Here is a 25,354-nt window from a genome sequence, read left to right on the forward strand (position 1 = left end):
TGTCCCCAGACATCAGCATCCCCAGACAAGGAGGAACGGCCGGCATGACCGTAGTCCCGGCACAGCAGTCCGGCGGTGGAGGCGGCAGCAGCGGTCTCTACGACGTCCTGGAACTGGTCCTCGACCGAGGACTGGTCATCGACGCCTTCGTACGGGTCTCCCTCGTGGGCATCGAGATTCTGAAGATCGACGTGCGGGTCGTCGTCGCGAGCGTCGACACCTATCTGCGCTTCGCCGAGGCGTGCAACCGGCTCGACCTGGAGGCCGGGCCGCGCAAGGACCCCGGCCTGCCGGACCTCGTCGGTGAGCTCACCGAGTCCGGCGCGCGCGGCAAGTCGAAGGGGGCGCTGTCCGGCGCCGCCGAGACGATCTCCGATGCCTTCAAGCAGGCCCGCGACGACGGCCAGACCGAATCGCGACCCCGGGCCCGCAAGACCACCAGCTCGCGCAAGAGGGAGGAACAGGAGTGAGCACGTACGTCTACGGCATCACGGCCGGCTCGCACACCGCTCTTCCCGAGGGCATGGGCGGGGTCGGTGACCCGCCGCGCCCCGTGCGCATCCTGCGGGAGGGCGAGCTGGCGGCGATCGTCAGCGACGCCCCGGAGGGGCTGCGCCCCAAGCGCAAGGACCTGCTCGCCCACCAGAACGTGCTGAGCGAGGCGGGCGGGGGCGGCTCCGTGCTGCCCATGCGGTTCGGCAGCGTGGCCCAGGACGACGCGGCTGTCACCGCGGTGCTCGCCGAGCGTGCCGGGCACTACCGGGAGCGGCTGGGAGCCCTCGACGGCAAGGTCGAGTACAACGTCAAGGCCAGCCACGACGAGCAGGGCGTGCTGCACCGCGTGATGAGTGAGAACGCCGAGCTGCGGGCGCTGGCGGAGGCCAATCGCAAGGCCGACGGCGGCACCTACGAGGACCGGCTGCGGCTCGGCGAGATGGTCGCCGGCGCGGTGCAGCAGCGGGAGGCCGAGGACGCGGCGGAGCTCCAGCGGGCGCTGGAGGCGGCCGCGACCGCCGTCAGTGTGGGCCCCGAGTCCACCGGCTGGCTGGCCAATGTCTCGTACCTGGTCGACCGGCAGTCGGCCGAGGTGTTCCTCGCCGCCGTGGAGCAGCTCCGCAAGAGCCATCCGCACATCGAACTGCGGGTCAACGGTCCGCTGCCGCCGTACAGCTTCGTCGAGCCGGGCCCGGCCCAGCACGCGGAGGCGGAGGCGGAGGCGGCGCACTGACGCGCCGCGCGCACGGCGCACGAGGTCGAAGGACACGGACGAGGTCGAAGGAGGCGAGTGCATGGGTCTGATCTCCGAGGTGCTGCTGCTGCCGTTCGCACCGGTGCGCGGCAGCCTCTGGGCGGTGAGACAGGTGCTGGCCGAGGCCGAGCGCCAGTACTACGACCCGGCGGCCGTCCGAGCCGATCTCGCCCGCCTCGAGCAGCGGCTCGACGCGGGCGAGATCGATGAGGAGGAGTTCGACCGCTTGGAGGACGAGCTTCTGGAGCGGCTGGAGATCAGCGCGCGCAGGAGCACGGGAAATGGCGACGGGACGACATGATGAACCGAGTGGGACTGGGCCTCGCTGTCGGGGCCGGATACGTCCTCGGACGTACGAAGAAACTGAAGCTCGCCTTCGCGGTCGGCACCATGGTGGCGGGCAAGCGGTTGAACCTGGGGCCGCGGGGGATCGCTGACCTGGTGTCCCAGCAGCTGAAGGACAATCCGCAGTTCAAGGAGATCGGCGACCAGCTGCGCGGTGATCTGCGCGGAGTCGGCAAGGCGGCCACCGGAGCCCTGATCGAACGCCAGATCGAAGGTCTGGCGGACCGGCTGCACGGCCGCACCTCCCAGGTGCGCGACCAGCTCTCCGGAGCCGCCCCCGGGCGCTCGGACCGCGACGAGGACGACGACGCGTACGAGGACGAGGACGAGCGCGCCGAGGCGTCGGGAGAGGATGACGAGGAGGGCGCCGACGCCCGCTCCGACGCGGACGACGCCGAAGCAGGCGACGAGGGCGAGGAGCCGGAGCGTGAGCGTCCGGCGAGGAAGACCGCCGCGCGGGCCACCAAGAAGGCCCCCGCGAAGAAGACCGCCGCCCCTGCCTCGCGCAAGGGCACGGCGAAGAAGGCCGCCGCCAAGAAGACGGCCGCCAGGAAGACCACCCCGGCCAAGAAGACCGCCCGCAAGGCCACCCGGTCGCGGGCCACGAGGGGAGGCGGTGGCGATGACTGAGACCCTGGGCGCGGCGACCGACCGCGCGACGAGGACGGCGAAGGGCGCGAGCGACACGGCGAAGGGCGCGGCGAACGGCAGCCCGCTCTCCGACCTCGCCCACAGCCCCGCCGTCGACCATCTGAAGGAGGAGGCGCGGGAGTTCCTGGCCGCGCAGGCCCAGCGGATGCTGGTGGGACTCGGCCGCAAGCTCGGCGAGACCACCGGCAAGCTGAACGACATCGCCGACGGCAACAGCCCCGGCTTCGCCAAGCTGGCCCTGGAGGGCGGCCGCAAGCTCGCCGAGGGCAAGGGGCCGCTGCGCACCGCCCTGGAGGTGGGCGCGGGCCGGGCCAAGGACAATGTGCTGGGCGCCCTGAAGAACCTCGGCGGCGGCAAGGGTGGCCGCGGGGGCGGGGCGGGCAACAAGCCCACGGTGATCCTGGAGTCCGTCGACGTGGGTGTGCCCGTGCGCACCGCGTACGACCGGTGGACCCGCTACCAGGACTTCAGCACCTTCGCCAAGGGCGTCAAGAGCGCCGGCCGGGCCGACGACACCCACTCCGACTGGCAGATGAAGGTCTTCTGGTCCAACCGCAGCTGGAAGGCCCACACGACCGAACAAGTGCCCGATGATCGGATCACCTGGACGTCGGAGGGCGCCAAGGGCACGACGAAGGGCACGGTCTCCTTCCACGCGCTCGCGGACAACCTCACGCGGGTGCTGCTGGTGATCGAGTACTACCCGAAGGGGCTGTTCGAGAAGACCGGCAACCTCTGGCGCGCCCAGGGCCGCCGTGCTCGGCTCGACCTCAAACATTTCGCCCGCTTTGTCACTCTTAAGGGTGAAGGGGAGGAAGGCTGGCGCGGAGAGATCCGTGACGGCGAGGTCGTGCGCTCCCACGAGGACGTGGTGGCGGACGAGGAGCGCGAGGAGTCCCCTGACGGCGACGAGGCCCGCGACGAGCACGAGGACGCCTACGAGGACGAGGAGGGCGCCTACGACGACGAGGAGCCCGACGACGAGCCGCGGGACGCCGACGAGGCCCACGAGGAGCCCGACGAGGACGAGTACGCGGACGCCGAGGACGCCGAGGACGCCGAGGACGCCGCGGACGCCGAGGACGCCGAGGACGCTGAGGACGCCGAGGACGCGTACGAGGAGGACTCCGAGGACCCCGACGAGGCGGAGGACGCGTACGAGGACGACGTCGAGGAGGACAGCGGCGAGGAACCGTACGACTATGAGGACGAGGAACAGGCCGCCGTGGGCGGGAGCCGCCGGTGACCTTCCCCAGCCGAGTCCCCGAGCCGTACGGCCAGAACGGCAGCGCCAACCTCGCCGACATCCTGGAGCGTGTACTGGACAAAGGTCTGGTGATCGCGGGCGACATCCGGATCAACCTGCTCGACATCGAACTGCTCACCATCAAACTGCGCCTCATCGTCGCCTCCGTCGACAAGGCCAAGGAGATGGGGATCGACTGGTGGGAGACCGACCCGGCCCTGTCGTCGCACGCCCGCCGCGACGAACTCTCCCGAGAGAACGCCGAGTTGCGCGCCCGGCTCGCCGAGCTGGACGACGGCCGTCCCCGGCGTGAGCCGGAGCCGGCCGTCGAGCGCGGCCGTGCCAGAGAGGAGCCCTCATGACCGGACTGCGCTACGTGTACGCCGTGTGCCGACCCTTCGACGCGCCGCTCCAGTCCCAGATCACGGGCGTCGGGGGCGCCCCTCCCCGGCTGCTGCGCCACCACGACCTGATCGCCGTCGTCAGCGAGGTGCCCGAGCGGGACTTCGCGGAGCAGCCGCTCCGCGCCCACCTGGAAGACCTCGACTGGCTGACCGAGACCGCCCACGCCCACCAGAACGTGATCGACGCGCTCACCGTGGTCACCACCCCGCTGCCGCTGCGCCTCGGCACCGTCTTCCATGACGACAGCGGCGTACGGGTCATGCTGGAGGCCCGCGAGGAGAGCTTCCTGCGCACCCTGGACCGGCTGTCGGGCCGGGTGGAGTGGGGCGTCAAGGTGTACGCGGAACCGGAGGCCGAGGAGCAGCCCCGGGAGCCGGCGAAGGTGACCAGCGGGCGGGACTATCTGCGGCAGCGGCGGCGCAGCCGGCAGGCCCACGAGGAGATGTGGGAGAAGGCCGACCGGTTCGCCCGCCGACTGCACGAGACCCTTTCGGAATGCGCCGAGGACACCCGGCTGCACGCACCCCAGAATTCCGCCCTCTCCGGCGTACCCGGCCGCAATGTGCTGAACGCGGCCTATTTGGTGCCGCGCCGGAATTCCGAGGAGTTCGTGGAACTCGTGGACCGCACGAAGAACGAGGAACCCGGATTGCGCGTGGAACTCACCGGACCCTGGGCCGCCTATTCCTTCAGCGGTGAGGAGCCTGGAGACAGGGACTCCGATGGCATGAGCGGAGAGAATTCGTGACCGTCATAGAACGCCGGGAGGTGGCCCTCGTCGACCTGCTCGACCGGCTGCTCGCCGGCGGGGTCGTCATCACCGGTGACCTCACCCTGCGCATCGCGGACGTCGACCTCGTCCGTATCGACCTGAACGCGCTCATCAGCTCCGTGAACGCGAATGTGCCCGCACCCTGGGGAGGCAGCGAGTGACCGGCCGCAACCGTCTCGAACTGGAACCCGACACGGTGGAACGCGACCTGGTCAAGCTGGTCCTCACCGTCGTCGAACTGCTCCGTCAGCTCATGGAGCGGCAGGCGGTGCGCCGGTTCGACACCGGGGAACTCACCGAGGAGCAGGAGGAGCGCATCGGGCTCACCCTGATGCTGCTGGACGACCGGATGACCGAGCTGCGCGAGCGCTACGGCCTGCGGCCCGAGGACCTCAATCTGGACCTCGGGCCGCTCGGGCCGCTGCTCCCCAGGGACTGAACCGCCCTCGGGCGGTTCAGCGTGCCCGGTCCCCGGGGAACTCATTCACCACCTGTACCAGCGGCCCCTGCCCCCGGCTGCGGTCGTACCGCGCAGCAGGAATCCGAGGAGCCACAGGACCAGAACGGCCAGTGCGATGTACCAGAGAACCTCGATCGCGAATCCGGCACCGAAAAGGATCAGCACCAGTAGCAGTACCAGCAGGATGGGAACCATTTTGCGAACCTCCTGATGGTCCGGGTCTCCAGAATTCCAGGATTCAGGCCGGCTTACGGCAGATAATTTCTCCGTGCAGTACGGCGAACCAGCCGTCCTCCTGGCGTCCCCATTCCCGCCACGCCGCCTCGATCGTCCGCAGTCGCTCCTCGGTGGCGTGACCGCCCTCGGTGGCCCGCTCGGCGTACGCGGAGGCGACCGTGCGGTCCGCCCACAGCCCGCTCCACCAGGCCCGCTCCTCGGCGGTGGAGTACGTCCACGTGGAGGAGGTGGCCGTGATGTCGGTGAGCCCGGCCCGCAGGGCCCAGGACTTCAGTCGGCGCCCGGCGTCCGGCTCGCCGCCGTTCGCCCGCGCCACCCGCCGGTACAGGTCCAGCCAGTCGTCCATGCCCGCCGACTCCGGGAACCAGGTCATCGCCGCGTAGTCCGAGTCGCGGACAGCGATCAGACCGCCCGGCCTCGTCACCCGCGCCATCTCGCGCAGCGCCTGCACCGGGTCGCCGACGTGCTGGAGCACCTGGTGGGCGTGGACCACGCAGAAGGTGTCGTCCGGATGGTCCAGGGTGTGGACGTCGGCGACCGCGAAGTCCACGTTGGTCAGGCCCCGTTCGGCGGCCGTGGCCCGCGCCTGCTCCAGGATGCCGGGGGCGTGGTCGACGCCGGTGACGTGGCCGTCCGGGACCAGGGCGGCGAGGTCCGCGGTGATGGTGCCGGGGCCGCACCCGATGTCCAGGACCTTCATGTGCGGCTTCAGCGAACCGAGGAGGTAGGCCGCCGAGTTGGCGGCGGTCCGCCAGGTGTGCGACCGCAGTACCGACTCATGGTGCCCGTGCGTGTAGACGGCGGTCTCCCGCGCTTTCGACATGGCCGTTCCCCTTCTCCAGGTCCTGGGGAAACCGTACGCGCCCGTGCCGAATATTGAGACCGCCGTCTTGAATGTTGGACGCCGGGGGTCAGTCGAGGGGCCGGTAGACCGTGAGTGCCTCCGGGAGCTTGCGCAGCGTCAGATCGCCGTGCACCTCGGTGACTTCGCCGTCGTACGCCAGCGGGGTACCCGGTGTGACGCCCTCGATGCGGAGCCGGTTCACCCGGACCGCGGCGTGCGCGGGGGAGCGGGTCAGCGGGCCGGCGAGGGCCGCCGCCAGCAGCCGCAGCGCCGGGCGGCGCCCGCCGTGCACCACGCGGACGTCGAACAGCCCGTCGGCGAGGTCGAAACGGTGACCGGGGGCCAGGCCCAGCCGGTGGTACGTGCCGTTGCCCGCGAACAGCAGCCAGATCGGGCGCGGCCGGCCCTGGAACGTGGCCTGGAGCGGGTGCCGGTCGGAGCGCAGGACACGCACCGCCGCGATCACCCCGGCCGGCCAGCCGCCGAACATCCGCTCCCAGCGCTCGCGCTCGCGCACCAGCTCCGGGTACACGCCCACGCTGAACGTGTTGACGAAATGGCCCTCCGTCTCACCGGACCGGAAGTGGCCCACGTCCACCCGGACGGCCTCGCCCCGGCGCAGGGCGCGGCTGAGATCGCGGACGTCCTCCACGCCGAGGTCGTGCGCGAAGTGATTGAGCGTGCCGCCGGGCAGCACGGCCAGGGGCAGGCCGTGGCGCAGGGCGACCTCGGCGGCGGCGTTCACCGTGCCGTCGCCGCCGCACACGCCGAGCACTCGGGCGTGGGCGGCCGCCTTCTCCAGCTCGGCGCGCAGGTCCTCCGGTGCGCACTCCACGGTCTCGGCGCCGGGGAGCGTGTCCCGTAGGGCGCGTACCCGGTCGGCCGTACCGGAGGCGGTGTTGGCGACCATGACCAGGCCCTCGCCGTCCGGCAGCGCGGGCGCGTCCGCGCGGGGGCGGCCGGGCGGCGCGAGCTGGTCGCGGGTCGGCACCATGCCCCGGACGGCGTAGGCGGCGCCCACGCCGAACGCGGCGCCGACCAGGACGTCACTCGGGAAGTGCACGCCCGTGTACACGCGGGACAGCGCGACGGCGGTCGCGAGCGGGGCGACCACCGCGCCCCAGCCGCGGGACTCCAGCGCGACACCGGTCGCGAAGGCGGCGGCGGAGGCCGAGTGACCCGACGGGAACGACGTCGTGATCGGCTGCCGCTTCAGCTGGCGCATGACGGGGACGTTGTCCAGGACCGGGCGGGGGCGGCGCACCGTGCGCTTGCCGAGGGTGTTGATCGTCGCCGAGGCGAGGGCGAGGGAGGCGACGCCGCGGGCGGCGGCCCGGCGGGCCCTCGGGCTGCGGGTCGCGGCGATCGCCGCCGCCGTGGCGAACCAGAGGACGCCGTGGTTGGCGGCGCGGCTCAGCCTCGGCAGCATGGGGTGGGCGCCCGGCCACTCGCGGGTCGCCACCGCGTTGAAGAGGCGGCTGTCCGCGGCGAGAAAACGATCCCGGAGGATGTGGTGGCCCGGCGGGCGGACGGTGAGGTCGACGTCTGCGGTCATGGCTCCACGGGTACCCCATGGCACGGAAACCGTGTCAGGCGGGGGTGCGGTCGGACCACCGTCCGCAGGCCAGGCCCTGCGCGACGGTGCCCGGCCCGCCCTGCCCGTCCGTGCCCGTTCGTTCATGACCGGGTGGGGAGCGCACTGCCCGTCCACGCGCCGGGCTCAGGCGGGGGTGCCCTCGGGCCACCGGCGGCCCGGAGCCCGAGGCGGACCGACCGGGGCGCGGACGCGGCTCCGGAGGTCCGGCCGCCGGTGGCGGGCCGGGGGAGCGCGGCTCCGCAGCGGCTGGCGGAGCGCGCACGCCCGTCCCCGGCCGGGCGGGGATCACGCGCCGGTCCGCGGCCGGGGTGCCGGGCGGTCCGTGCCCGTGGCCGGGGGGTGGGGGCGGTGCCGGTCGTGTTGGGGCCGGGGCGGCGGGCGGTCCGCGTTCGCGGCCGACGGTGCTGAGCGGTGCCACCCGTGCCGTGGCCTGGGTGCCGCGCAGTGCCACCCGTGCCGTGGCCGGGGGCGGCGGTGTGGGTTATCGGTTTGCCTCCGGGTTCGCGGGGCTCGGAGAATGCGCCGCATGGGATATCTCGAAGCGGCGCATCTGGAGTACTACCTTCCCGACGGGAGGGCCTTGCTCGGCGATGTGTCGTTCCGGGTGGGGGAGGGGGCCGTGGTCGCCCTCGTAGGTCCCAACGGCGCCGGGAAGACCACCCTGCTGCGGTTGGTCTCCGGGGAGCTGAAGCCGCACGGGGGATCGGTCACCGTGACCGGCGGGCTCGGCGTGATGCGCCAGTTCGTGGGCTCCGTACGCGACGAGACGACCGTCCGGGACCTGCTCGTTTCCGTGGCGCAGCCCGGCATCAGGGAGGCCGCCCGCGCCGTCGACGCGGCCGAGCACGGGATCATGACCGTCGACGACGAGGCGGCCCAGCTCGCCTACGCCCAGGCCCTCTCCGACTGGGCCGAGGTCCGCGGCTACGAGGCCGAGACCCTCTGGGACATCTGCACCACGGCCGCCCTCGGCATGCCGTACGAGAAGGCGCAGTGGCGGCAGGTGCGGACCCTGTCCGGCGGCGAGCAGAAGCGGCTCGTGCTGGAGGCGCTGCTGCGCGGCACCGACGAGGTGCTCCTCCTCGACGAGCCCGACAACTACCTCGACGTCCCCGGCAAGCGCTGGCTGGAGGAGCGGCTCGCGGAGACCCGCAAGACCGTCCTGTTCGTCTCCCACGACCGGGAACTCCTCTCCCGCGCCGCCCAGAAGATCGTGAGCGTGGAACCGGGTCCCGCGGGCGCCGACGCCTGGGTGCACGGCGGCGGGTTCGACACGTACCACGAGGCCCGCCGCCAGCGGTTCGAGCGGTTCGAGGAACTGCGCCGCCGCTGGGACGAGAAGCACGCCCAGCTGAAGAAGCTCGTGCTGACGCTCCGGCAGGCCGCCGCGGTCAGCCATGAGATGGCCTCGCGGTACGCCGCCGCCCAGACCCGGCTGCGCAAGTTCGAGGAGGCCGGGCCGCCGCCCGAGCCGCCGCGCGAGCAGGACATCACCATGCGGCTCAAGGGCGGCCGTACCGGCGTACGGGCCGTGACCTGCGCCGGACTCGAACTGACGGGGCTGATGAAACCCTTCGACCTGGAGGTCTTCTACGGCGAGCGGGTCGCCGTCCTCGGCTCCAACGGCTCCGGCAAGTCGCACTTCCTGCGGCTGCTCGCCGGTGAGGACGTCGCCCACTCGGGCCAGTGGAAGCTCGGCGCCAGGGTCGTCCCCGGGCACTTCGCTCAGACGCACGCCCATCCGGAGCTGGAGGGGCGGACCCTGCTCGACATCCTGTGGAAGGAGCACGCGCAGGACCGGGGCGCCGCCATGTCACGGCTGCGCCGCTACGAGCTGACCAAACAAGCGGAGCAGCCCTTCGACCGGCTCTCCGGCGGCCAGCAGGCCCGCTTCCAGATCCTCCTCCTGGAACTCCAGGGAGTCACCGCCCTGCTCCTCGACGAGCCGACCGACAACCTCGACCTGGAGTCGGCGGAGGCCCTCCAGGAGGGCCTGGAGGCCTTCGAGGGCACGGTGCTCGCGGTCACCCACGACCGCTGGTTCGCGCGTTCGTTCGACCGCTATCTCGTCTTCGGCTCCGACGGCCGGGTCCGGGAGACCCCGGAGCCGGTGTGGGACGAGCGCCGGGTGGAGCGCGCCCGCTAGGTCGTGTCCACCGTGGTCCGCGTGTGACGCGGCGCCCGGTCCCCGGTGCGTGGTGAGCCACCGCGCACCGGGTCGGCCGGTGTCATGTCCGGCCGAGCAGCGCGCCCAGGCCGCCGACCGGGATCCCGGCCTCCGCGGCCTCGGGCGCCGGCGTCACGGAGATCGCCGGGGCGCCGGTGGTCACCACGGACCGCAGCAGGGCGTCGTCGGCCCTCGCCGACCGGGCGCGGTCCTCGGCGAGCCCGAGCGTCCGCAGCTCCGTACGGCGCACGGCCAGCTGGTCGGGGTCCTCGCCGACCCACACCGCCCGATGCGTGTCGGGTCCCTCGGCGCGGACGAGCAGCTCGTCGATCCGGTGCTCCCGCGCCGCCTCCACCAGGTCGGCCACATCCTCCACGGCCCCCCGGCGCCCCTCGGCGTCCGGGCCGCGCGCCGCGAGGAACCGCTCGACCTCCTCGGCGGCCCGCCGACGGACGTGCTCGGCGCGGATGCGCGCCACGTCCTCGTCGAGCAGCCCGCCGCCCGCCCCGTACGGGGTCTCGACCACCCGGTCCAGCAGCCGCCGCGGAAGCCGGTCCCGCACGGCGTGCCGCTCCCGTCCCTCACCCACGAGGATCAGCAGGTCGGCGCGGGTGTCCTCCTGGCACACGGCGAGCGCGTCGGCGAACTCGGCCGCGTTGTGCTCCCAGGTGTTCTCCACCCGCAGCTGGAAGTGCCGCTCCGGCCGGTCGACCGCACCGGTCCGGCGCACCGGCCACCGCCGCCCGGCCACGCCCCCGGCGCCCTCGCGTCCATGCGCGCCGCGCAGCTCGAAGCGGGCGCCCCGCCGGTCCACGTACGCCACCACGCACACCGGGTCCTCCCCGGCCAGGTCCAGCAGCGGAGCCGTGCGCGGCAGCGGCGCCCAGAAGGCCTGGTTCGCCGGGGGCGGCGCGGCCAGCGGCGGATCGAGGACCACCCGCCCGTCATGCGCGAACAGCGCTCGGCCGTGCGGCTCGGTGTCGTGCCGCAGCTCCTCCACCGCCTGGTGCACGGCCCGGCACGTCGCCTCGTCCGCCCCCTGCTCGGCGAGCTCATGGGAGACGGCGGCCGCCGCCAGGGACCGTTCCCGGGCCACGGACCGCGAGGGCGGGGCAGTACCGGCGTACACGGAGGCCCAGGGCCCCGGATGTTCGTACAGTGGATGGAGGAACGCGAGATCCATGGCTCCCTCCCGGATGCCGCTCGGGGTGACGCTTGCCGGGCGGGTACCCGGACCTCATTGGAGGCATACGAAGATCGGGGTACCACCATGACCGGAGTGCACCCGGACCAGCTGGACGACCAGCAGTTGATGAAGGAGCTGGAGTCGATCCACCGGACGCGGCACGACACGCTGCTGCACGGATCGTCCGAAGCGCTGCGCACCCACAACGAGCGGATGGCGCAACTGGAGGGCGAGTACCTGCGCCGTCATCCCCGCCGCCCGGTGGTCTCCGGGCGCACGCGCGAGGGCGCACGGGACCGAGGACCGGGGCCGTCATGACGCGTACGCCATCCGACCCGGCCGGCGACGCGTCCGGCTCGGCGGAGCCCCATCCACTGCTCGCCCGTCACGCCGAGGCCCAGGACCTCTTCGGTGGCCGGGTGCACGCCGTCCGGGCCGACCAGTGGGGTGCGGGAACCCCGTGCGCCGACTGGACGGTCCGCGACCTCGTCAACCACCTCGTCTCCGAACAGCTGTGGGTGCCGCCGCTGGTCAGGGACAGGTGCATGATCGAGGAGGTCGGCGACACGTTCGACGGGGATCTGCTGGGGCCCGACCCGGCCGCGTCCTGGGACACGGCGGCCCGCTCCGCGCGGGAGGCCTTCACCGCGCCGGGAGCGCTCGAACGGACCGTCCACCTGTCGTACGGCGACACCCCGGCCACCGCGTACTGCGCGCAGATGATCGCGGACCTCGTCGTCCACACCTGGGACCTGTCCCGCGCGATCGGCGCGGACGAGCGGCTCCCCGAGGACCTCGTGACGTTCACTGCGCAGGAGATCGCCCCGTACGCGGGGGACCTGGAGAAGAGCGGGCTGTTCGCGGCCCCCGTGGAGCCGCCGGCGGGCGCCGACGCGCAGACCGCGCTGCTGTGCCTGCTCGGCCGCCGGCCGTAGCGGGGCAACGAGCAGGGGCGCCCGCACGGCTGTGCGGGCGCCCCTGTGGCTGCCGGGCTCAGACGCCGGCTGTCTGGAAGACGTCGAGGAAGGCCTCGCAGAACGCCTTCAGGTCGTCGGGCTTGCGGCTGGTGATCAGCTTGTTGGGCCCGTGGTCGCAGACCCTCACCTGCTCGTCGACCCATTCGCCGCCCGCGTTGCGGATGTCCGTGCGCAGGCTGGGCCACGAGGTGAGGACCCTGCCGCGGACCACGCCCGCCTCGACGAGCGTCCACGGCGCGTGACAGATCGCCGCGACCGGCCGGCCCCGCTCGAAGAACTCCCGCACGAACGAGACCGCCTTCTCGTCCATCCGCAGGAAGTCCGGATTGGCCACCCCGCCGGGCAGCACCAGCGCGTCGAACGACTCGGCGGCCACCTCGCCGACCACGTCGTCGACGGCGAACGTGTCCGCCTTGTCCAGGTGGTTGAACGCCTGGACGCGGCCCGGCCGCGTCGACACCAGCACCGGCTCGTGACCGGCGTCCTTCGCCGCCTGCCAGGGCTCGGTCAGTTCGATCTGCTCCACACCCTCCGGTGCGGTCAGGAATGCGATACGCATACGCGTTCGATCTCCTTTCTTCTCGGACGTCGCAGGTCAGACGGGGTTCCCGCCCGGCCAGGTGTCCGGTTCGGCGCGGCTGATGTCGGCGAGCGCCGAGTTCGGGTCCTGGGCCACGGCCAGATCGCCGAGGCTCACCATGCCCACCGGGTGCCCGTCCGCCAGGACCGGAAGCCGCCGTATCGCGTGGTCCCGCATCAGCGCGACCGCCGTGGACACCGTGTCGTCCGGCCCGATCACCACGGGGTTCGGGGTGCACACGGCCTGGGCGCTCACCGTCAGCGGGTCCACGCCGTCGGCGACGGCCCGCAGGGCGATGTCACGATCGGTCAGCACCCCGACGAGCTGCTCGTCCACGGTGACCAGGACGTCCCCGACGTCCTGCGCGCGCATCAGCTGCGCCGCTTCCACGAGTGAGGCGTCCGGGCGGACCGCCACGACGCCCGGCGTCATGACGTCCCTGACGAAATCAGCCATGGTGGTCTGCCTCTCGTTGCTGCTCCCGGGATGCGGGGGACACGTCCGCGTGGGTGGGACGAGGCCCGCAGTACCCGTGAGCGGGGCGGCCATGCGCCCCGTCGTGTGCGGTTTCCGTGCCCGTCCGGTCACCCCTTCCCGTCGCCGTCCCGGGTGCCGACCACCGCCTCCGCGAGCTGGTGCACGGAGTCGTAGCGGTCCTTCTTCGGCAGCCGCTCCAAGGGTTCGACGAGGTTGTCCGGGGCGTGCTTGTCGCGCATGACGCGGATGAGCTCGCCGGGCCGTGCCGGGAACGAGGTGCGGCCGAGGACACGGGCCAGCTCCAGGCGCAGCGTCTCCACCCGGGCGGGCGCGCGGCTCGGTGTCACCGGCCCGTGCGCGACCTCCGGGTCGTCCTCGGCGTACGGCTCCGGGTCGTGCCACTCCTCCGTCCGGGTGGGATGCCCGGATCGGAGCAACCCCTGGAGTTCGTGCTTCATCTCGTCGTCGCGGTGGACGTTCAGCCGGTCGCTGCCTCGCTGCATGACTCCCCTCCATGGTTGGTCTGGCCCCCGCGTACCCGAGGACCCGGTGTCGACACGGGCGTTCCGGCGGCGGCCGGATCCGTCCCTCGGGCCGGGTTCCGCTTGCCGCCCGGGTTTGCCCGTCCGCCCTGGGGAGACCCGGCCTGACGCCCCCCACCGCACATTCCCTGGGGAAGGACCGGGCCCATGGCGGTGTTCGCCGTGATCATTCCGATGCTGATGCTCGGCGCCGTTCTGGCGCTGGGCCGCTACGAGGAGGTGCTGCTATCACCCGTCGAGGACCCCGAGCCCGACCCGGTGGTACCCGCCTCCTGACGGCCCCCTGACGCGCCGCGCTGGGCGAACGCGGCCCAGCCCCGGCTTTTCTCGACGCGGATCGGCGCCTTCCGTGCTCCCTGAGCCGGCGGCGGGTTGGGGACACGGCGGCGGGGGGTCCTGCGGGTCACCGACCGCGTGCCCGAGCCCGGCCCGAGCGACCAGCAACTCCAGCTCACCGGCAGCCAGGTCGACAAGAAAGCCGGCGAGTCGGCGCTGAGGGACCTCGCCGTCGACTTCTTCGCGCACAACAGCGCCGAACACGACATCCGGGCCCAGCTGCGTGCGGACATCGACCGGATGCCGGTGGAGGACGCCTCGGTCCCGTGGCCCGAGGAGCTGTCACCGCACCAGACCGTGGCCGTGCTGCACCTGCCCGCCCAGGACGCCTACAGCGACGCCCGCCGCCGCTACGCCGACGACGTCCTCTCCTTCAGCCCCTGGCACGCCCTGGAGGCCCACCGCCCGCTGGGCTCCATCATGATCACGGCGTGCCGATCCGCGGCTGTGGCCGGGGATCGGCACGGGGCCACGTGTCAGAATGAGGGCACCCCCTGTTCGTCCTTCCTTCATCGAGGTCCTTCCCGTGTCCCAGCCCGTCGGCCGCGTCCCGCAGCGACGCAACGCACGGTCCAACCGGGCGCGCATCCTGGCCACCGCACGCCAGGAACTCGGGCGGAACCCGGACATCACCCTGGAGGAGCTGGCCCGCGCCTCCGGTGTCGTACGGCGCACGCTTTTCGGGCACTTCCCCGGACGGGCGGCGCTCCTGGAGGCACTGGCCGAGGAGGCCGCCGAGGCGCTCCGGTCCGCCGCTGCGGTCGGCGCGACGGCGACCGAGCCGGCGGAGCGGGCGCTCACGCACTTCTCGCTGTCGATGTGGCCCGTCGGCGACCGCTACCGCATGCTTCTGGCGCTCGCCCAGCGGGACCTGGGCATGGAACGTGTCGCCGAGATCCTCAAGCCCGCCCGCGTCAATGTCACGGCCATCCTGGAGCGCGGGCAGCGAGACGGTGTCTTCCACTCCCACCTGCCGCCCGCGGTGCTGAGCGCCGGTCTGGAGGCCATGACGGTCGCCCTGCTGGAGCAGGTCAACATCGGGGCGCTGGAGGACGACGGCACCCGGGTGGCCGTCACCACGCTCATCACTGCCGGCGTGCCGGAGAAGCACGCGCGCGTCGTGGTCGAAGAGGTGGTCGCTGCCACGGCCACCGCGGAGGCTGTCTCTGACGGGTGAGCCCGCGGCACGGCTGCGCACGCAGGCGTTCGAACAGACCCCGGTCGAAGGCACCGGGGCCTGCCCTCGACCGGCGGTGCACGGTTGCCGGTCGGCGGGCCTCGTAGCTCCGCTTTCGCCGGATTGTGCCGGGCCCTCAGGTGCGGACAGCAGAAAGGGACGGTGCCGGGTGTCCCCTCCCGGCACCGTCCGGGGCCGTGCGCCGCTCAGGCACAGCCCGTCCTGGGCGGAGAAGGCCGGAAACGAGTTCCCGGCCCCCGGCCCCCAGTCCCCGGCCTGCGGCCATGGGCCGCAGACCGCGTGGGCTCAGGCGCCCACGGTCTCGGTCTGCTCCTGGGTGGTCTCGGCCGCTTCTTCCTGACGGTGTTTGCCGGCGTCCGTGCGGCCGGGCAGGACGGCGATGACGATCAGGGTCCCGGCGGCCATGATGAAGCCGCCGATGAGGCTGGTGTGCGCGATGGCGTGGGCGAAGGACTCGTGCACCGCCCCCAGCAGGGTCTGGGCCTGTTCGGCGCCGCCCTGCGGGTTCTTGGCGACCTGTTCGGCGACCGCGATGCCGCCGCCGACCGAGTCCTTGGCTGTGTCCAAGGCCTCGGCCGGGAGGTGGCCGCCTACCAGGTCGGTCAGCTTGTCCTTGTAGGAGGTGGCCAGCAGCGAGCCGAGGACGGCGATGCCCAGGGCGCCGCCGAGTTCCAGGGCGGTGTCGTTGGCGCCGCCGCCGACGCCCAGCTCGTCCTCCGGGAAGGAGCCCATGATGGTGTCGGTGGCGGGCGACAGGCTCAGGCCGATCGCGAAGCCGAGCAGCAGCAGGGGGGCCAGGAAGTCGGTGTAGGTCGAGCCCGACTCGATCCGTGTGAGCAGGAAGACGCCGGCCGTGCCGATCACCATGCCGGTGCCCACGACCAGCTTCACGCCCAGCTTCGGGGCCAGCTTGCCGGTGACCGCGGCGCCGACGAACACCGCGCCGGCCAGCGGCAGCAGGCGGATGCCGGTCTCCAGGGCGTCGTATCCGAGGGCGAACTGCAGGAACTGGGTGGAGTAGTAGATCGAGCCGAAGGTTCCGAAGAAGAAGAACAGCACCGCGAGCATCGAGCCGCTGAAGGGACGCTCGGCGAACTTGCGCACGTCCAGCATCGGGTTCGGGTGCTTCAACTCCCAGGCCACGAAGGCCAACAGGCCCATGCCGGCGACCACGGCCGCGGTGATCGGGCCGACGCCCCAGCCGAAGTGCGGGCCCTCGATGGTCGCGTAGACCAGCGAGCCGACGGAGACGATCGAGAGCAGACCGCCGATGTAGTCGATCCGGCCCATGCCTTCCGCCTTCGACGGCGGGACCAGGAGCAGTGCGCCGACGACACCGAGGACGGCGACGGGGACGTTCATCAGGAAGGTGGAGCCCCAGGCGTGGTCCTCCAGCAGCCACCCGGCGGCCAGCGGGCCCGCGGCGATGGCGAGCCCTGAGGTGGCGGACCATGCCGTGATGGCCTTGGCGCGCTCACCGCGAGGGAAGATCGCCACCAGCAACGAAAGCGTGGCCGGCATGACGACGGCGGCACCGACACCCATGATCGCGCGGGCGGCGACGACCAGGTTGGTCTCGTCGACCAGGCCGCCCATCACCGAACCGCCGATGAAGATCGACAGGCCCAGGACCAGGGCACCACGGCGGCTGTACTTGTCGCCTATCGCGCCGAGCACGAGCATCAGCGCGGCGTAGGGGACGGTGTAGCCGTCGATGACCCACTGCAGGTCACTGCTGCTCAGGCCCAGGTCCTTGGTCATGTCGGGGGCGGCCACGATCAGCGATGTGTTCGCCATGACGACGATCAGCAGGCTCAGGCACAGGACCAGCAGGGCCCACCAGCGGCGTGGATAGGGCTCGGTCATCTTCTCGACGGGGGTGTTCGCAAAGAGCGGCATCGGGGGCTCCTCGGCAGAGGGGAAGCGGAGGCTTCGGGTGCGGATCGATGGGGGAGCGGTGCGTGCGCGGACAGGACTGGGCGCGGCACCGAGAGCAGTTAATTGCCCGTTGATGTGCAGACTATTTTATTGCCCGTCCGTGTGCAACTATCGAGTCGCCCTCCCCGTCGACCGGAGGTCCGACATGACCCACTCACCCCTCGCGGCCGCCCCTGAACGCAGCCGAACCCTGCTCACCCGGGCCCGCATCCTCGAAGCGGCCAGGCGGGAACTCGGCCGTGACCCCGACGCGAGCCTCGGTGACATCGCCGAGGCGGCGGGTGTGGTGCGCCGTACCGTGTACGGCCACTTCAACGGTCGGGCCGCACTGGTGGAGGGGCTGGTGGAGGACGCCGCACAGGCGCTGCGACAGGCGCTGCGACAGGTGTTCGTGGCCCCGCCGGTTCCGGCGGAGGATGCCGTCACGGAGTTGGCGCGCTTCGTCCTCGCCGTATGGCCCGTCGGTGACCGCTACCGCATCCTGCTCCGTCTCGCCCCCCAGGACCTCGGGGCCGAACGAGTCGCAGAAGTCCTCGCCCCGGCGCGCGACATGGCGGAGGCGATCATCGGCCGGGGGCAGCGGCAGGGCCTCTTCCAGACCAGCGTTCCGCCGGCCGTGCTGGCCCGGGCGCTGGAGGGGCACCTGCTGGGCCTTCTGGACTGTGTGACCGGCGGGGCCTGGAGCGACGACGGCACGGGCACCGCGACCGCGGCCCTGATCGCGATGGGCGTGGCCGCCGGCCATGCCGCCACCTGTGTCCGGGGGCTCGTGCGGCCCGAGGGCGACGGCGCTTAGGCGCCTTCCCGAAGCATCAATCGCCGCGGCCCGCGGCCCGCGGCCCCGGCCTTCGTCGTCCGCCCGGGTTTCGTCAGCCGAGGTCGGGGAGGGGACGCCGGGCGACCTCGTGGGCGTCGTCCGTCGGCAGGCCCAGCATGCGCAGGACCATCTCGGCGAGGTCCGCCGCGGCCTCGTCGCCGTCCACCTCGGGGTGGGCGAATCGCAGCTCCACCAGGGACAGCAGGGTTCCGCCCAGCGCGGACATGGCGACCGTCGGGTCGACGGGGCTGAAACGGCCGGAGGCGATGCCGGCCTGGAGATCGCGCAGTGCCCGGCGTGCCAGTCCGTTGTCCGAGTGGATGTGGCCGAGGCCGCGGCGGCGCAGGACCTGCATCAGCTCCGGGTGGGAGTCGGCCATGCGGGCGCTCAGCCGGAAGCCGGCCGCGAGGAGTTCCGCCGGGTCGTCGATCCCGGCCAGGCGCTCGTCGAAGTTCTGGCCGAACTCCTCCAGGGCGTCCACCACGGCCGCCTCGAACAGCTCCGTCTTGGAGTCGAAGTGGTTGTAGAAGGAGCCGAAGCCCACGTCCGCGCGCTCGGCGATCGCCTGGATGCTGGCGCTGGTGTCCCCGGTCTCGGCGAGTATCTGCCGGGCCGCTCGCACGAGAGCCCTGCGGGTTTCCGCGCGACGCCGCTCGAACCGGTTGCTGGGCGGGGCTGACGTAGGCATGCGCAGAGTCTAACCGCCGGGACGACGGCGATCGCAGTCCTGATGAATTCATCATTTCCTGCCGCGAACACCTTGACGATGAAACTGTCACAGTTGATGCTTTCATCATTACGGCGATGTTGCTCGGAGGGCACCATGTCTGAAACTCGCGTCAACGGGGCCGACGTCATCACGGCCCACCAGGACCTCCACAGCGAGCAGGGAGCCCTGCGCGGCGAGCACCCCGGCCGCTCCCGGAACCCGGTGATCAAGGTGGCGGACCTGGCCTGGCTGGAGTTCGAGAAGCCCGACCTGGACCGCGCCGAGGTCTTCGCCCGGGACTTCGGGTTCGGCGTCGCCGCCCGCACCGAGCGGGAGCTGTGGCTGCGCGGCACCTTCGCCGGCTCACCCTGCATGGTGATCCGCAAGGGGCGCACCTCCCGCTTCATCGGCCCCGCCTTCCGCGCCGCCGGGCGCGCCGACCTGGACCGGCTGGCTCGCGCCACGGGCAGGGACGTGCGGGACGCGGACGTGCCGGGCGGCGGCAAGGTGGTCGACCTGCTCGACCCCTCGGGCTTCCCCGTGCGGGTCGTGCACTGCGGCGAACAACTCCCCGCGCTGCCGGAACAGCAGCCGCTGCTCCTCAACTTCGGCACGGATCACCGTCGTACGAACGCCACGCAGCGGCCGCCGCGCGAACCGTCCCGCATCCAGCGTCTCGGTCATGTGGTCCTGGAGACCCGCGTGTTCGGCCGGGCTCTGGACTGGTACCTGGACATCCTCGGCATGATCGTGTCCGACTTCCTGTTCCTGGACGGCCAGCGCGACCGCGGCCCGACGATGGCGTTCATCCGCTGCGACCTGGGCAGCCTGCCCGCCGACCACCACACCCTGGCCATGCACCTGGGCCCGGGCACGGGGTACGTCCACTCCGCGTACCAGGTCACCGACCTCGACTCCATCGCCGCTGGGGGCGAGTACCTCAAGGAACGGGGCTACAAGCGCAGTTGGGGCATCGGACGGCACATCCAGGGCAGCCAGCTGTTCGACTACTGGCGCGACCCGGACCGCTTCATGCTGGAGCACTTCGCCGACGGCGACCTGTTCTCCTGCGACGTCGAACCCGGCTGGGCCCCGATGTCCACCAGCGGCCTCGCCCAGTGGGGGCCGCCGGCCACCCGGGACTTCCTCGGCGCGAGCCCCTCCCCACAGCGCGTCCGCGACGTCATCGAGGCCCTGCGCGGCGACAACGAGATGGACCCAGCACGACTCTTCGGCCTGCTCAAGGCCGCCAACTCCTGACCCCCTTCACAGAGAGCCACGTCATGAGCACCAATGTCCTGCGCACCACCGACGGCTGGTGGGTCGTCCGAGGCGACCGGGCCGTCCCGGTCGAGACCAAGGCCGTGACCACCGCCGAGCTGCTGGCCGACCGGCCGGCCGTCCGTGAGGCCGCCGCCTCCGGCGAACCGGGCACGCCCGTGGCCGGCATGGTCGCGCTCTCGCCGGTCACCACGCCCTGCCGGGTGGTGGCCCAGATGGTCAACTACCGCAGCCACGCCCGTGATTCGGGCTTCACCGGCGACATCCCGCCCGCCTTCTTCCGCAAGGCGTCCGGCTCTGTCAGTGGTCCCGGCGAGGCTGTCGTACGCCCCCCGCACGTGAAGTTCCTCGACTACGAAATCGAGTTGGGCCTCGTCATGGGTGCGTCCCTGCCCGTCGGCACGGTCGTCGGGGAGCGGGACCTGCCCTCGTACGTCGCCGGGCTCGTCGTCACCAATGACGTCAGCGCCCGTGACGTCCAGCTGACCAAGACGCAGTTCTACGAGAGCAAGTCGTACCCCACCTTCACGCCGACCGGTCCGTACCTGTCGTTGCTGGAGCCGGAGGACTTCGCTCATCTCCTGGACCTGCGGCTGAAGCTGAGCGTCAACGGCGAGCTGCGCCAGGACCGCACCCTGGCCGACATGATCGTCCGCCCGGCGCAGGCACTGACCCTGCTGGCCCGCTTCCAGACCCTGGACGCCGGCGACCTGCTGCTCACCGGCACCCCCGGGGGCACGGCGCTGAAGGCCCCGCCGAAGCCGGTGGAGAAGATCGGCGCGCTGCTGCCGCCCGCGGTGAAGTGGAAGGCGTTCTTCAAGAGCCAGGCGAAGAACCCGCACTACCTGCACGCGGGTGATGTCATCACGGCGACGATCGCGACCCCGGACGGCCGGATCGACCTCGGCGAGCAGCGCACGCCCGTCACGGACGCGAACTGAACCCGAGGTGAGCCGCACATGACCGTCGATCAATCCGCACGTGTGCCCGTCGTGATCGTCGGCGCCGGGCCGGTGGGCGTGACCGCCGCCCTCCTCCTGGCCCGGCGCGGAATCCGCAGTCTCGTCCTCGAACGCCACCAGGACGTCTATCCGCTCCCGCGTGCCGTCGCCACCGACGACGAGGTGTGCCGCATCCTCCAGGCCGCGGGCGTGGGGGAGGAGTTCACCGCGATCGCCCGCCCGGCGAAGGGGCTGCGGCTGCTGGACGCCCGGCACCGGACGATGGCCGAGTTCCGCCGCACCGGGCACGGCCCGCACGGCTACCCGCAGACCAGCATGTTCGACCAGCCCGAGCTGGAACGCGTGCTGCGCGACGCCCTGGCCCGGCGCCCCGAGTGCGAGCTCCGGGGCGGAGTGGAGGTCACGGGCATCGGCCCGGACTCCACCGGCCCCGTACGGGTCACCTACCGCGACGACGACGGCGAGCACGAGGTGTGGGCCGACGCGGTGCTCGGCTGCGACGGCGCGAACAGCCTCACCCGCGAGGCCATCGGCGCCGCGTGGGAGGACCTGCGCTTCGAGGAACGCTGGACCGTCATCGACGCCCGCACGACGGCCGACGTGCGCTGCTGGGAGGGCGTCGACCAGGTCTGCGACCCGGATCGGCCGGCCACCTTCATGCGGGTGGGCGAGGACCGCTACCGCTGGGAGTTCCGGCTGCGCGAGGGAGCGGAGCAGCCGGTCCGTGAGTTGGTCGCCCCGTGGCTGCCACCCTCGTACGACGGGGACTTCGAGGTCGTCCGCGAGACGCAGTACACCTTCCGGGCGCGCGTCGCCGACCGCTGGCGCAGCGGGCGGGTCTTCCTGCTCGGCGATGCCGCCCACCTCACCCCGCCGTTCGTCGGGCAGGGGCTGTGCTCGGGGCTGCGCGACGCCTACAACCTCACCTGGAAACTCGCCCGCGTCCTCCAGCAGGGCGGGAACGAGCGGCTGCTGGACACCTACGAGAGCGAACGCAAGCCGCACGCACGGCATGTGGTCCGCCTCGCGGTCGCCATGGGCTGGGCCATGACCGGCGGCCAGGACGGCGCCGCCGCGATTCGCCGCAGGCTCCTGGCCGCGGCCTGCCGCATACCCGGCCTGACCGAGCTGGCCGGCCGCGACCTCAGCCCGCCCCTGACCGCCGGCCCCCTGGTGCGGCGCAAAGTCCGCCGGGGCCTGGCAGGCACGCACTGCCCGCAACCGTGGACGAGCGCCGGCGGACGGCGTACCCGTCTCGACGAGCTGCTCGGCGACTTCTTCACCCTCCTGACGACCACCGAGCCTGGCCCCTCACTGACCGCGCTCGCCCACAGCCTCGACATACGCGCGCTCTCCGTGACGGACCTCGGCGACGACGGCACCCTCGCCGCCTGGCTGCGCGCCGGACGCGCGGACGCCGTACTGCTCCGCCCCGACCGCGTCGTCATGGACGTCGTCCCGGCCGGTGCACGCGACTTCACCTCGACCGTCGACTGGGCGGCCCTGCTGCACACCACACGAAGCCCTGTCCCTTCCGAACGGACGCCGCCCAAAAGCCTGTTGAGGAGCACGACGCGATGAGCACGCCCTTCTTCACCTCCGATCCGCGGACGGCGGCCGCCAGTCGCATCGCGGAGTTCGCCCGGCGTCAGGGCATCGACCCGGACGACTACGCCGCCCTGCACCAGTGGTCGGTCACCGACCTGGAGGGCTTCTGGGGCGCGGTGTGGGAGTACTTCGACATCGACGCCGACACCCCCTACGAGCAGGTGCTGGCCGAGGAGAGGATGCCGGGCGCCCGCTGGTTCCCCGGGGCCACCCTCAACTACGCCCATCACGCCCTGCGTAACCTGGCCGACGAGGGCGTGGCGATCCTCGCCCTCGACGAGACCGGCACCGGGTACGAGGTCACGGGGGAGCGGCTGCGCGCGCTGGTCGCCTCCGTCGCCGCCACCCTGCGCGACCTGGGCGTCGGCAAGGGCGACCGGGTCGTGGGCTATCTGCCCAACACCCCGCACGCGATCGTCGCGTTCCTCGCCGCCGCGAGCCTGGGCGCCGTCTGGTCGGTGTGCGGACAGGACTACGCCCCGCAGGCCGTCGCCGACCGGTTCGCCCAGCTCGAACCCACCGTGCTGATCGCCGCCGACGGCTACCTCTTCAACGGCACCACCCACGACCGCCGCGACGCCACCCTCGACCTCGCCCATGCCCTGCCGACGCTGAAGGCCACCCTGCTGGTGGACCACGTGGGCCTGCCCTGGCCATCGCGGACGTACCCGTCCCTGGTCACCCCGTGGGAGGACGCCGCCACCCGCACCGAGGAACTCACCTGCACACCCGTGCCGTTCGACCACCCCCTGTGGGTCGTCTTCTCCTCCGGCACCACCGGCCTGCCCAAGGGCATCGTGCACGGCCACGGCGGCGTCCTGCTGGAGCACCTCAAAACCCTCGGCCTGCACTCGGACCTCGGCCCCGGCGACCGGCTCCTGTGGTACACGACCACCCACTGGATGATGTGGAACCTGGTCGCCTCGACCCTGCTGACCGGCGCGACCACGTGCACGTACGACGGCAGTCCGGCGCCCTTCGCCAAGCTCGACGTCCTCTGGGAACTGGCCGCCCGCCACCGGATCACCGTCTTCGGTACCAGCCCCCAATACCTGCTGGGTATGGCCAAGTTCGGCATCGACCCGTCCGGCCATGACCTGTCGTCGGTCCGCGTGGTCGGCTGCACGGGGTCCGCCCTGCCGGCGTCCGCCTACCCGTGGGTCCGCGACCATGTGGGGGAGCGGGTGCTCCTGGCCTCCATCAGCGGCGGCACGGACGTGGTGTCGGGCTTCGCGGGCAGCGCTCCCAACACTCCTGTCTGGGCCGGGGAGCTGTCCGCACCCCACCTGGGTGTGGCGCTGGCCGCGTACGACGCCGAGGGCTCGCCGGTCGTGGACCAGGTCGGCGAGCTGGTCGTCACCCGCCCCATGCCGTCGATGCCGCTGTCCTTCTGGAACGACCCCGACGGCGCCCGTTACCGCGATGCCTACTTCTCCTCCTACCCGGGCGTCTGGCGGCACGGTGACTGGATCACCGTCACGGGTCATGGCTCGGTGATCGTCCACGGCCGTTCCGACAGCACGCTCAACCGCAACGGCGTCCGGCTCGGCAGCGCCGACATCCACGACGTCGTCGAACGCCTCCCCGAGATCACCGAGGCCCTGATCATCGGCGCGGAGGAACCCGACGGCGGCTACTGGATGCCGCTGTTCGTGGTCCCCGCGGCAGGGGTGACGCTCGACGACGCCCTGCGCGAGAGGATCAAGGAGGCCATCCGCACCGGGGCCTCCCCCCGCCACGTCCCGGACGAGATCCTCGAAGTGCCGGGCATCCCGCACACCCGCACCGGCAAGAAACTGGAGGTCCCGGTCAAGCGCCTGCTCCAGGGCGCCCCTGTGGAGCAGGTCGTGAATCCGGCCGCCCTGGACGCCCCCGACCTCATCGCCTACTACGCCGACTTGGGCGAGGAGCGCCGCAAGAACAGGACCACCGCATGAGAACAGTGCTCGCCATCGCCCTGTCCCTGGTCTTCCTCCCCCTGGGCCTGGCGAAGATCGCCGCGGTGCCGTTCATGCGCCGGGCGGCGGCCCACCTCGGCATGACACCGGGCCACTACCGCGGCCACTGGGCGCTGGACCGGAACCGCCAGACCACCCCCTGAACTGCAAGCTGTCTCGGCGGACGCTCGCATCAGCCACCCGGCGCGAGCCCGGGTGCCTGCCGTGATCCGGGGCGGAGTCAGTCGGTCATGACCTGACGGAGCAGGTCCACGAGCGGCTGTACGGGGACGGTGGGGTCGAACGCGCGCTGGACGCCGATGCCGATCCCGAGACTGAGAAGGACGAAGGCGGCGGTGTCCGCGGGCATGTGGGGCGTGACGCCCAGTTCCTGCATCTGAGCCCGGATGAGGTCCGCGAGGGCCTCGGTGACGGCACGCCGTCGGTGGGCGAGCTGTTCGCAGACGTGTGCGTCGCGGCGGTTGGCGGTGGCGAACTCGACTTCCAGCGCGGTCCACGAGCTGTCGCCTATGTGCTGCTCGGCCCACCGGGCGAAACCCGCGAGCCTGTCCTCCAGGCGGGGCGCGTCTCCCATCTCGGCGGCGATGTACGCCACTTGCCGCAGGGCAATGCGGTCCAGGACGGCCAGGCAAAGATCGTTCTTGGTCGCGAAGTTGGAGTACACCGCGCCCTTCGAGTAGCCGGCGGCCTCCGCGACCCGCTCGATGGACGTCTTCGTGAAGCCATCGTGCAGGAAGAGGTCGTGCGCGGTGTCGAGGACGTGTTCGCGGGTGCGGGCCTGGCTCTCGGCCCGGGTCAGTCTTGCCACGCCT

General features: G+C 72.1%; 30 protein-coding genes. 20 read left to right on the forward strand and 10 right to left on the reverse strand.

The genetic code is table 11. The annotated features are described in order from the left end of the window. Positions 1-44 precede the first annotated feature (44 nt). The 9 genes from ACZ4Z3_RS13015 to ACZ4Z3_RS13055 all read left to right on the forward strand — a co-directional run bounded on the left by ACZ4Z3_RS13015 (position 45) and on the right by ACZ4Z3_RS13055 (position 5,107). A complete protein-coding gene (locus ACZ4Z3_RS13015; RefSeq protein WP_468501019.1) occupies positions 45-470 on the forward strand; it encodes a gas vesicle structural protein GvpA in 426 nt (141 codons plus the stop codon). Beyond that, positions 467-1,228, forward strand: coding sequence for a GvpL/GvpF family gas vesicle protein (locus tag ACZ4Z3_RS13020; RefSeq protein ID WP_468501020.1), 762 nt, complete (start codon positions 467-469; stop codon positions 1,226-1,228). The genes ACZ4Z3_RS13015 and ACZ4Z3_RS13020 overlap by 4 nt, the downstream gene beginning before the upstream one ends. Positions 1,229-1,289: 61 nt before the next feature. Then, the gene (locus ACZ4Z3_RS13025; protein WP_355402580.1) at positions 1,290-1,550 is read left to right on the forward strand and encodes a gas vesicle protein GvpG; all 261 of its coding nucleotides are present in this window, start codon (positions 1,290-1,292) and stop codon (positions 1,548-1,550) included. Further along, positions 1,550-2,224 (forward strand): DNA primase, encoded by a 675-nt coding sequence (locus ACZ4Z3_RS13030; protein WP_468501428.1) that lies wholly within the window; start codon positions 1,550-1,552, stop codon positions 2,222-2,224. The genes ACZ4Z3_RS13025 and ACZ4Z3_RS13030 overlap by 1 nt, the downstream gene beginning before the upstream one ends. After that, positions 2,217-3,491: an SRPBCC family protein gene (locus ACZ4Z3_RS13035; protein WP_468501021.1), complete on the forward strand. Its 1,275-nt coding sequence runs from the start codon at positions 2,217-2,219 to the stop codon at positions 3,489-3,491. Before ACZ4Z3_RS13030 ends, ACZ4Z3_RS13035 begins: the two co-directional genes overlap by 8 nt. After that, entirely contained in the window at positions 3,488-3,853 is a 366-nt protein-coding gene (locus ACZ4Z3_RS13040; protein ID WP_055512022.1) for a gas vesicle protein, read from the forward strand. Before ACZ4Z3_RS13035 ends, ACZ4Z3_RS13040 begins: the two co-directional genes overlap by 4 nt. Continuing rightward, on the forward strand, positions 3,850-4,644 hold the full coding sequence (locus tag ACZ4Z3_RS13045; RefSeq protein WP_468501022.1) for a GvpL/GvpF family gas vesicle protein: 795 nt from the start codon (positions 3,850-3,852) through the stop codon (positions 4,642-4,644). Before ACZ4Z3_RS13040 ends, ACZ4Z3_RS13045 begins: the two co-directional genes overlap by 4 nt. After that, positions 4,641-4,829, forward strand: coding sequence for a gas vesicle protein (locus ACZ4Z3_RS13050; protein ID WP_055512018.1), 189 nt, complete (start codon positions 4,641-4,643; stop codon positions 4,827-4,829). The genes ACZ4Z3_RS13045 and ACZ4Z3_RS13050 overlap by 4 nt, the downstream gene beginning before the upstream one ends. After that, positions 4,826-5,107: a gas vesicle protein K gene (locus ACZ4Z3_RS13055; protein ID WP_055539027.1), complete on the forward strand. Its 282-nt coding sequence runs from the start codon at positions 4,826-4,828 to the stop codon at positions 5,105-5,107. Before ACZ4Z3_RS13050 ends, ACZ4Z3_RS13055 begins: the two co-directional genes overlap by 4 nt. Positions 5,108-5,152: 45 nt before the next feature. On the opposite strand, the gene ACZ4Z3_RS13060 is transcribed toward ACZ4Z3_RS13055, so the two are convergent. The 3 genes from ACZ4Z3_RS13060 to ACZ4Z3_RS13070 all read right to left on the reverse strand — a co-directional run bounded on the left by ACZ4Z3_RS13060 (position 5,153) and on the right by ACZ4Z3_RS13070 (position 7,764). Further along, positions 5,153-5,323 carry a hydrophobic protein gene (locus ACZ4Z3_RS13060; protein WP_468501023.1) on the reverse strand — a complete coding sequence of 57 codons (171 nt, stop codon included), beginning with the start codon at positions 5,321-5,323 and terminating at the stop codon, positions 5,153-5,155. A 43-nt stretch (positions 5,324-5,366) separates the two neighbouring features. Next, positions 5,367-6,188: a class I SAM-dependent methyltransferase gene (locus tag ACZ4Z3_RS13065; protein WP_468501024.1), complete on the reverse strand. Its 822-nt coding sequence runs from the start codon at positions 6,186-6,188 to the stop codon at positions 5,367-5,369. Between the two features lie 88 nt (positions 6,189-6,276). Further along, a complete protein-coding gene (locus tag ACZ4Z3_RS13070) occupies positions 6,277-7,764 on the reverse strand; it encodes a phosphatase PAP2 family protein (RefSeq protein WP_468501025.1) in 1,488 nt (495 codons plus the stop codon). Between the two features lie 568 nt (positions 7,765-8,332). Between ACZ4Z3_RS13070 and ACZ4Z3_RS13075 the strand changes: the two genes are divergently transcribed. Next, positions 8,333-9,952, forward strand: a complete 1,620-nt coding sequence (locus tag ACZ4Z3_RS13075) for an ABC-F family ATP-binding cassette domain-containing protein (RefSeq protein ID WP_468501026.1) — start codon at positions 8,333-8,335, stop codon at positions 9,950-9,952. A gap of 82 nt (positions 9,953-10,034) precedes the next feature. On the opposite strand, the gene ACZ4Z3_RS13080 is transcribed toward ACZ4Z3_RS13075, so the two are convergent. Further along, a complete protein-coding gene (locus ACZ4Z3_RS13080) occupies positions 10,035-11,156 on the reverse strand; it encodes a baeRF2 domain-containing protein (RefSeq protein ID WP_468501027.1) in 1,122 nt (373 codons plus the stop codon). A gap of 87 nt (positions 11,157-11,243) precedes the next feature. On the opposite strand from ACZ4Z3_RS13080, the gene ACZ4Z3_RS13085 reads away from it, so the two are divergent. Together ACZ4Z3_RS13085 and ACZ4Z3_RS13090 are read left to right on the forward strand one after the other, a co-directional pair. Then, positions 11,244-11,477, forward strand: a complete 234-nt coding sequence (locus ACZ4Z3_RS13085; RefSeq protein ID WP_079054787.1) for a DUF6158 family protein — start codon at positions 11,244-11,246, stop codon at positions 11,475-11,477. Beyond that, complete coding sequence (locus tag ACZ4Z3_RS13090) at positions 11,474-12,094, forward strand: TIGR03086 family metal-binding protein (RefSeq protein ID WP_468501028.1); 621 nt, start codon at positions 11,474-11,476, stop codon at positions 12,092-12,094. Before ACZ4Z3_RS13085 ends, ACZ4Z3_RS13090 begins: the two co-directional genes overlap by 4 nt. A gap of 58 nt (positions 12,095-12,152) precedes the next feature. On the opposite strand, the gene ACZ4Z3_RS13095 is transcribed toward ACZ4Z3_RS13090, so the two are convergent. The 3 genes from ACZ4Z3_RS13095 to ACZ4Z3_RS13105 all read right to left on the reverse strand — a co-directional run bounded on the left by ACZ4Z3_RS13095 (position 12,153) and on the right by ACZ4Z3_RS13105 (position 13,696). Continuing rightward, positions 12,153-12,695, reverse strand: a complete 543-nt coding sequence (locus ACZ4Z3_RS13095) for a type 1 glutamine amidotransferase domain-containing protein (RefSeq protein WP_468501029.1) — start codon at positions 12,693-12,695, stop codon at positions 12,153-12,155. Between the two features lie 36 nt (positions 12,696-12,731). Continuing rightward, the gene (locus ACZ4Z3_RS13100) at positions 12,732-13,172 is read right to left on the reverse strand and encodes a CBS domain-containing protein (protein ID WP_468501030.1); all 441 of its coding nucleotides are present in this window, start codon (positions 13,170-13,172) and stop codon (positions 12,732-12,734) included. A 128-nt stretch (positions 13,173-13,300) separates the two neighbouring features. Beyond that, positions 13,301-13,696: a DUF2795 domain-containing protein gene (locus ACZ4Z3_RS13105; protein WP_468501031.1), complete on the reverse strand. Its 396-nt coding sequence runs from the start codon at positions 13,694-13,696 to the stop codon at positions 13,301-13,303. A 186-nt stretch (positions 13,697-13,882) separates the two neighbouring features. On the opposite strand from ACZ4Z3_RS13105, the gene ACZ4Z3_RS13110 reads away from it, so the two are divergent. Both ACZ4Z3_RS13110 and ACZ4Z3_RS13115 read left to right on the forward strand, forming a co-directional pair. Beyond that, positions 13,883-14,011 carry a hypothetical protein gene (locus ACZ4Z3_RS13110; protein ID WP_468501032.1) on the forward strand — a complete coding sequence of 43 codons (129 nt, stop codon included), beginning with the start codon at positions 13,883-13,885 and terminating at the stop codon, positions 14,009-14,011. 586 nt (positions 14,012-14,597) lie between these two features. Next, on the forward strand, positions 14,598-15,248 hold the full coding sequence (locus tag ACZ4Z3_RS13115) for a TetR family transcriptional regulator (RefSeq protein WP_468501033.1): 651 nt from the start codon (positions 14,598-14,600) through the stop codon (positions 15,246-15,248). Positions 15,249-15,554: 306 nt separating this feature from the next. Here ACZ4Z3_RS13115 and ACZ4Z3_RS13120 read toward each other — a convergent pair whose 3' ends face one another. After that, entirely contained in the window at positions 15,555-17,168 is a 1,614-nt protein-coding gene (locus tag ACZ4Z3_RS13120) for an MFS transporter (protein ID WP_468501034.1), read from the reverse strand. 184 nt (positions 17,169-17,352) lie between these two features. On the opposite strand from ACZ4Z3_RS13120, the gene ACZ4Z3_RS13125 reads away from it, so the two are divergent. Beyond that, on the forward strand, positions 17,353-18,003 hold the full coding sequence (locus tag ACZ4Z3_RS13125) for a TetR/AcrR family transcriptional regulator (protein WP_468501035.1): 651 nt from the start codon (positions 17,353-17,355) through the stop codon (positions 18,001-18,003). Between the two features lie 73 nt (positions 18,004-18,076). On the opposite strand, the gene ACZ4Z3_RS13130 is transcribed toward ACZ4Z3_RS13125, so the two are convergent. Next, a complete protein-coding gene (locus ACZ4Z3_RS13130; protein WP_468501036.1) occupies positions 18,077-18,712 on the reverse strand; it encodes a TetR/AcrR family transcriptional regulator in 636 nt (211 codons plus the stop codon). Between the two features lie 135 nt (positions 18,713-18,847). Here ACZ4Z3_RS13130 and ACZ4Z3_RS13135 point away from each other — a divergent pair, with 135 nt between their 5' ends. From ACZ4Z3_RS13135 to ACZ4Z3_RS13155, 5 genes are read left to right on the forward strand one after another with little or no spacing between them, the layout of a single operon-like run. Further along, positions 18,848-19,993, forward strand: a complete 1,146-nt coding sequence (locus tag ACZ4Z3_RS13135) for a VOC family protein (RefSeq protein ID WP_468501037.1) — start codon at positions 18,848-18,850, stop codon at positions 19,991-19,993. A 23-nt stretch (positions 19,994-20,016) separates the two neighbouring features. After that, positions 20,017-20,955 (forward strand): fumarylacetoacetate hydrolase family protein, encoded by a 939-nt coding sequence (locus ACZ4Z3_RS13140; RefSeq protein WP_468501038.1) that lies wholly within the window; start codon positions 20,017-20,019, stop codon positions 20,953-20,955. An 18-nt stretch (positions 20,956-20,973) separates the two neighbouring features. After that, positions 20,974-22,557 carry a bifunctional 3-(3-hydroxy-phenyl)propionate/3-hydroxycinnamic acid hydroxylase MhpA gene (gene mhpA / locus ACZ4Z3_RS13145; RefSeq protein WP_468501039.1) on the forward strand — a complete coding sequence of 528 codons (1,584 nt, stop codon included), beginning with the start codon at positions 20,974-20,976 and terminating at the stop codon, positions 22,555-22,557. Continuing rightward, positions 22,554-24,521, forward strand: a complete 1,968-nt coding sequence (locus ACZ4Z3_RS13150; protein WP_468501040.1) for an acetoacetate--CoA ligase — start codon at positions 22,554-22,556, stop codon at positions 24,519-24,521. The genes mhpA and ACZ4Z3_RS13150 overlap by 4 nt, the downstream gene beginning before the upstream one ends. Beyond that, a complete protein-coding gene (locus ACZ4Z3_RS13155) occupies positions 24,518-24,685 on the forward strand; it encodes a hypothetical protein (RefSeq protein WP_468501041.1) in 168 nt (55 codons plus the stop codon). The genes ACZ4Z3_RS13150 and ACZ4Z3_RS13155 overlap by 4 nt, the downstream gene beginning before the upstream one ends. 77 nt (positions 24,686-24,762) lie before the next feature. On the opposite strand, the gene ACZ4Z3_RS13160 is transcribed toward ACZ4Z3_RS13155, so the two are convergent. After that, on the reverse strand, positions 24,763-25,350 hold the full coding sequence (locus ACZ4Z3_RS13160) for a TetR/AcrR family transcriptional regulator (protein ID WP_468501042.1): 588 nt from the start codon (positions 25,348-25,350) through the stop codon (positions 24,763-24,765). Between the last annotated feature and the right edge of the window lie 4 nt (positions 25,351-25,354).

Source organism: Streptomyces sp. NPDC030296 (genome assembly GCF_055572815.1).

Excerpts from the sequence above, each read along its gene's own strand:
- ACZ4Z3_RS13015 (WP_468501019.1), top strand. The coding sequence starts at position 45 with ATGACCGTAGTCCCGGCACAGCAGTCCGGCGGTGGAGGCGGCAGCAGC.
- ACZ4Z3_RS13025 (WP_355402580.1), top strand. The coding sequence starts at position 1,290 with ATGGGTCTGATCTCCGAGGTGCTGCTGCTGCCGTTCGCACCGGTGCGC.
- ACZ4Z3_RS13030 (WP_468501428.1), top strand. The coding sequence starts at position 1,550 with ATGAACCGAGTGGGACTGGGCCTCGCTGTCGGGGCCGGATACGTCCTC.
- ACZ4Z3_RS13035 (WP_468501021.1), top strand. The coding sequence starts at position 2,217 with ATGACTGAGACCCTGGGCGCGGCGACCGACCGCGCGACGAGGACGGCG.
- ACZ4Z3_RS13045 (WP_468501022.1), top strand. The coding sequence starts at position 3,850 with ATGACCGGACTGCGCTACGTGTACGCCGTGTGCCGACCCTTCGACGCG.
- ACZ4Z3_RS13060 (WP_468501023.1), bottom strand. The coding sequence starts at position 5,323 with ATGGTTCCCATCCTGCTGGTACTGCTACTGGTGCTGATCCTTTTCGGT.
- ACZ4Z3_RS13065 (WP_468501024.1), bottom strand. The coding sequence starts at position 6,188 with ATGTCGAAAGCGCGGGAGACCGCCGTCTACACGCACGGGCACCATGAG.
- ACZ4Z3_RS13070 (WP_468501025.1), bottom strand. The coding sequence starts at position 7,764 with ATGACCGCAGACGTCGACCTCACCGTCCGCCCGCCGGGCCACCACATC.
- ACZ4Z3_RS13075 (WP_468501026.1), top strand. The coding sequence starts at position 8,333 with ATGGGATATCTCGAAGCGGCGCATCTGGAGTACTACCTTCCCGACGGG.
- ACZ4Z3_RS13080 (WP_468501027.1), bottom strand. The coding sequence starts at position 11,156 with ATGGATCTCGCGTTCCTCCATCCACTGTACGAACATCCGGGGCCCTGG.
- ACZ4Z3_RS13085 (WP_079054787.1), top strand. The coding sequence starts at position 11,244 with ATGACCGGAGTGCACCCGGACCAGCTGGACGACCAGCAGTTGATGAAG.
- ACZ4Z3_RS13090 (WP_468501028.1), top strand. The coding sequence starts at position 11,474 with ATGACGCGTACGCCATCCGACCCGGCCGGCGACGCGTCCGGCTCGGCG.
- ACZ4Z3_RS13095 (WP_468501029.1), bottom strand. The coding sequence starts at position 12,695 with ATGCGTATCGCATTCCTGACCGCACCGGAGGGTGTGGAGCAGATCGAA.
- ACZ4Z3_RS13100 (WP_468501030.1), bottom strand. The coding sequence starts at position 13,172 with ATGGCTGATTTCGTCAGGGACGTCATGACGCCGGGCGTCGTGGCGGTC.
- ACZ4Z3_RS13105 (WP_468501031.1), bottom strand. The coding sequence starts at position 13,696 with ATGCAGCGAGGCAGCGACCGGCTGAACGTCCACCGCGACGACGAGATG.
- ACZ4Z3_RS13110 (WP_468501032.1), top strand. The coding sequence starts at position 13,883 with ATGGCGGTGTTCGCCGTGATCATTCCGATGCTGATGCTCGGCGCCGTT.
- ACZ4Z3_RS13120 (WP_468501034.1), bottom strand. The coding sequence starts at position 17,168 with ATGCCGCTCTTTGCGAACACCCCCGTCGAGAAGATGACCGAGCCCTAT.
- ACZ4Z3_RS13125 (WP_468501035.1), top strand. The coding sequence starts at position 17,353 with ATGACCCACTCACCCCTCGCGGCCGCCCCTGAACGCAGCCGAACCCTG.
- ACZ4Z3_RS13130 (WP_468501036.1), bottom strand. The coding sequence starts at position 18,712 with ATGCCTACGTCAGCCCCGCCCAGCAACCGGTTCGAGCGGCGTCGCGCG.
- ACZ4Z3_RS13135 (WP_468501037.1), top strand. The coding sequence starts at position 18,848 with ATGTCTGAAACTCGCGTCAACGGGGCCGACGTCATCACGGCCCACCAG.
- ACZ4Z3_RS13140 (WP_468501038.1), top strand. The coding sequence starts at position 20,017 with ATGAGCACCAATGTCCTGCGCACCACCGACGGCTGGTGGGTCGTCCGA.
- mhpA (WP_468501039.1), top strand. The coding sequence starts at position 20,974 with ATGACCGTCGATCAATCCGCACGTGTGCCCGTCGTGATCGTCGGCGCC.
- ACZ4Z3_RS13150 (WP_468501040.1), top strand. The coding sequence starts at position 22,554 with ATGAGCACGCCCTTCTTCACCTCCGATCCGCGGACGGCGGCCGCCAGT.
- ACZ4Z3_RS13155 (WP_468501041.1), top strand. The coding sequence starts at position 24,518 with ATGAGAACAGTGCTCGCCATCGCCCTGTCCCTGGTCTTCCTCCCCCTG.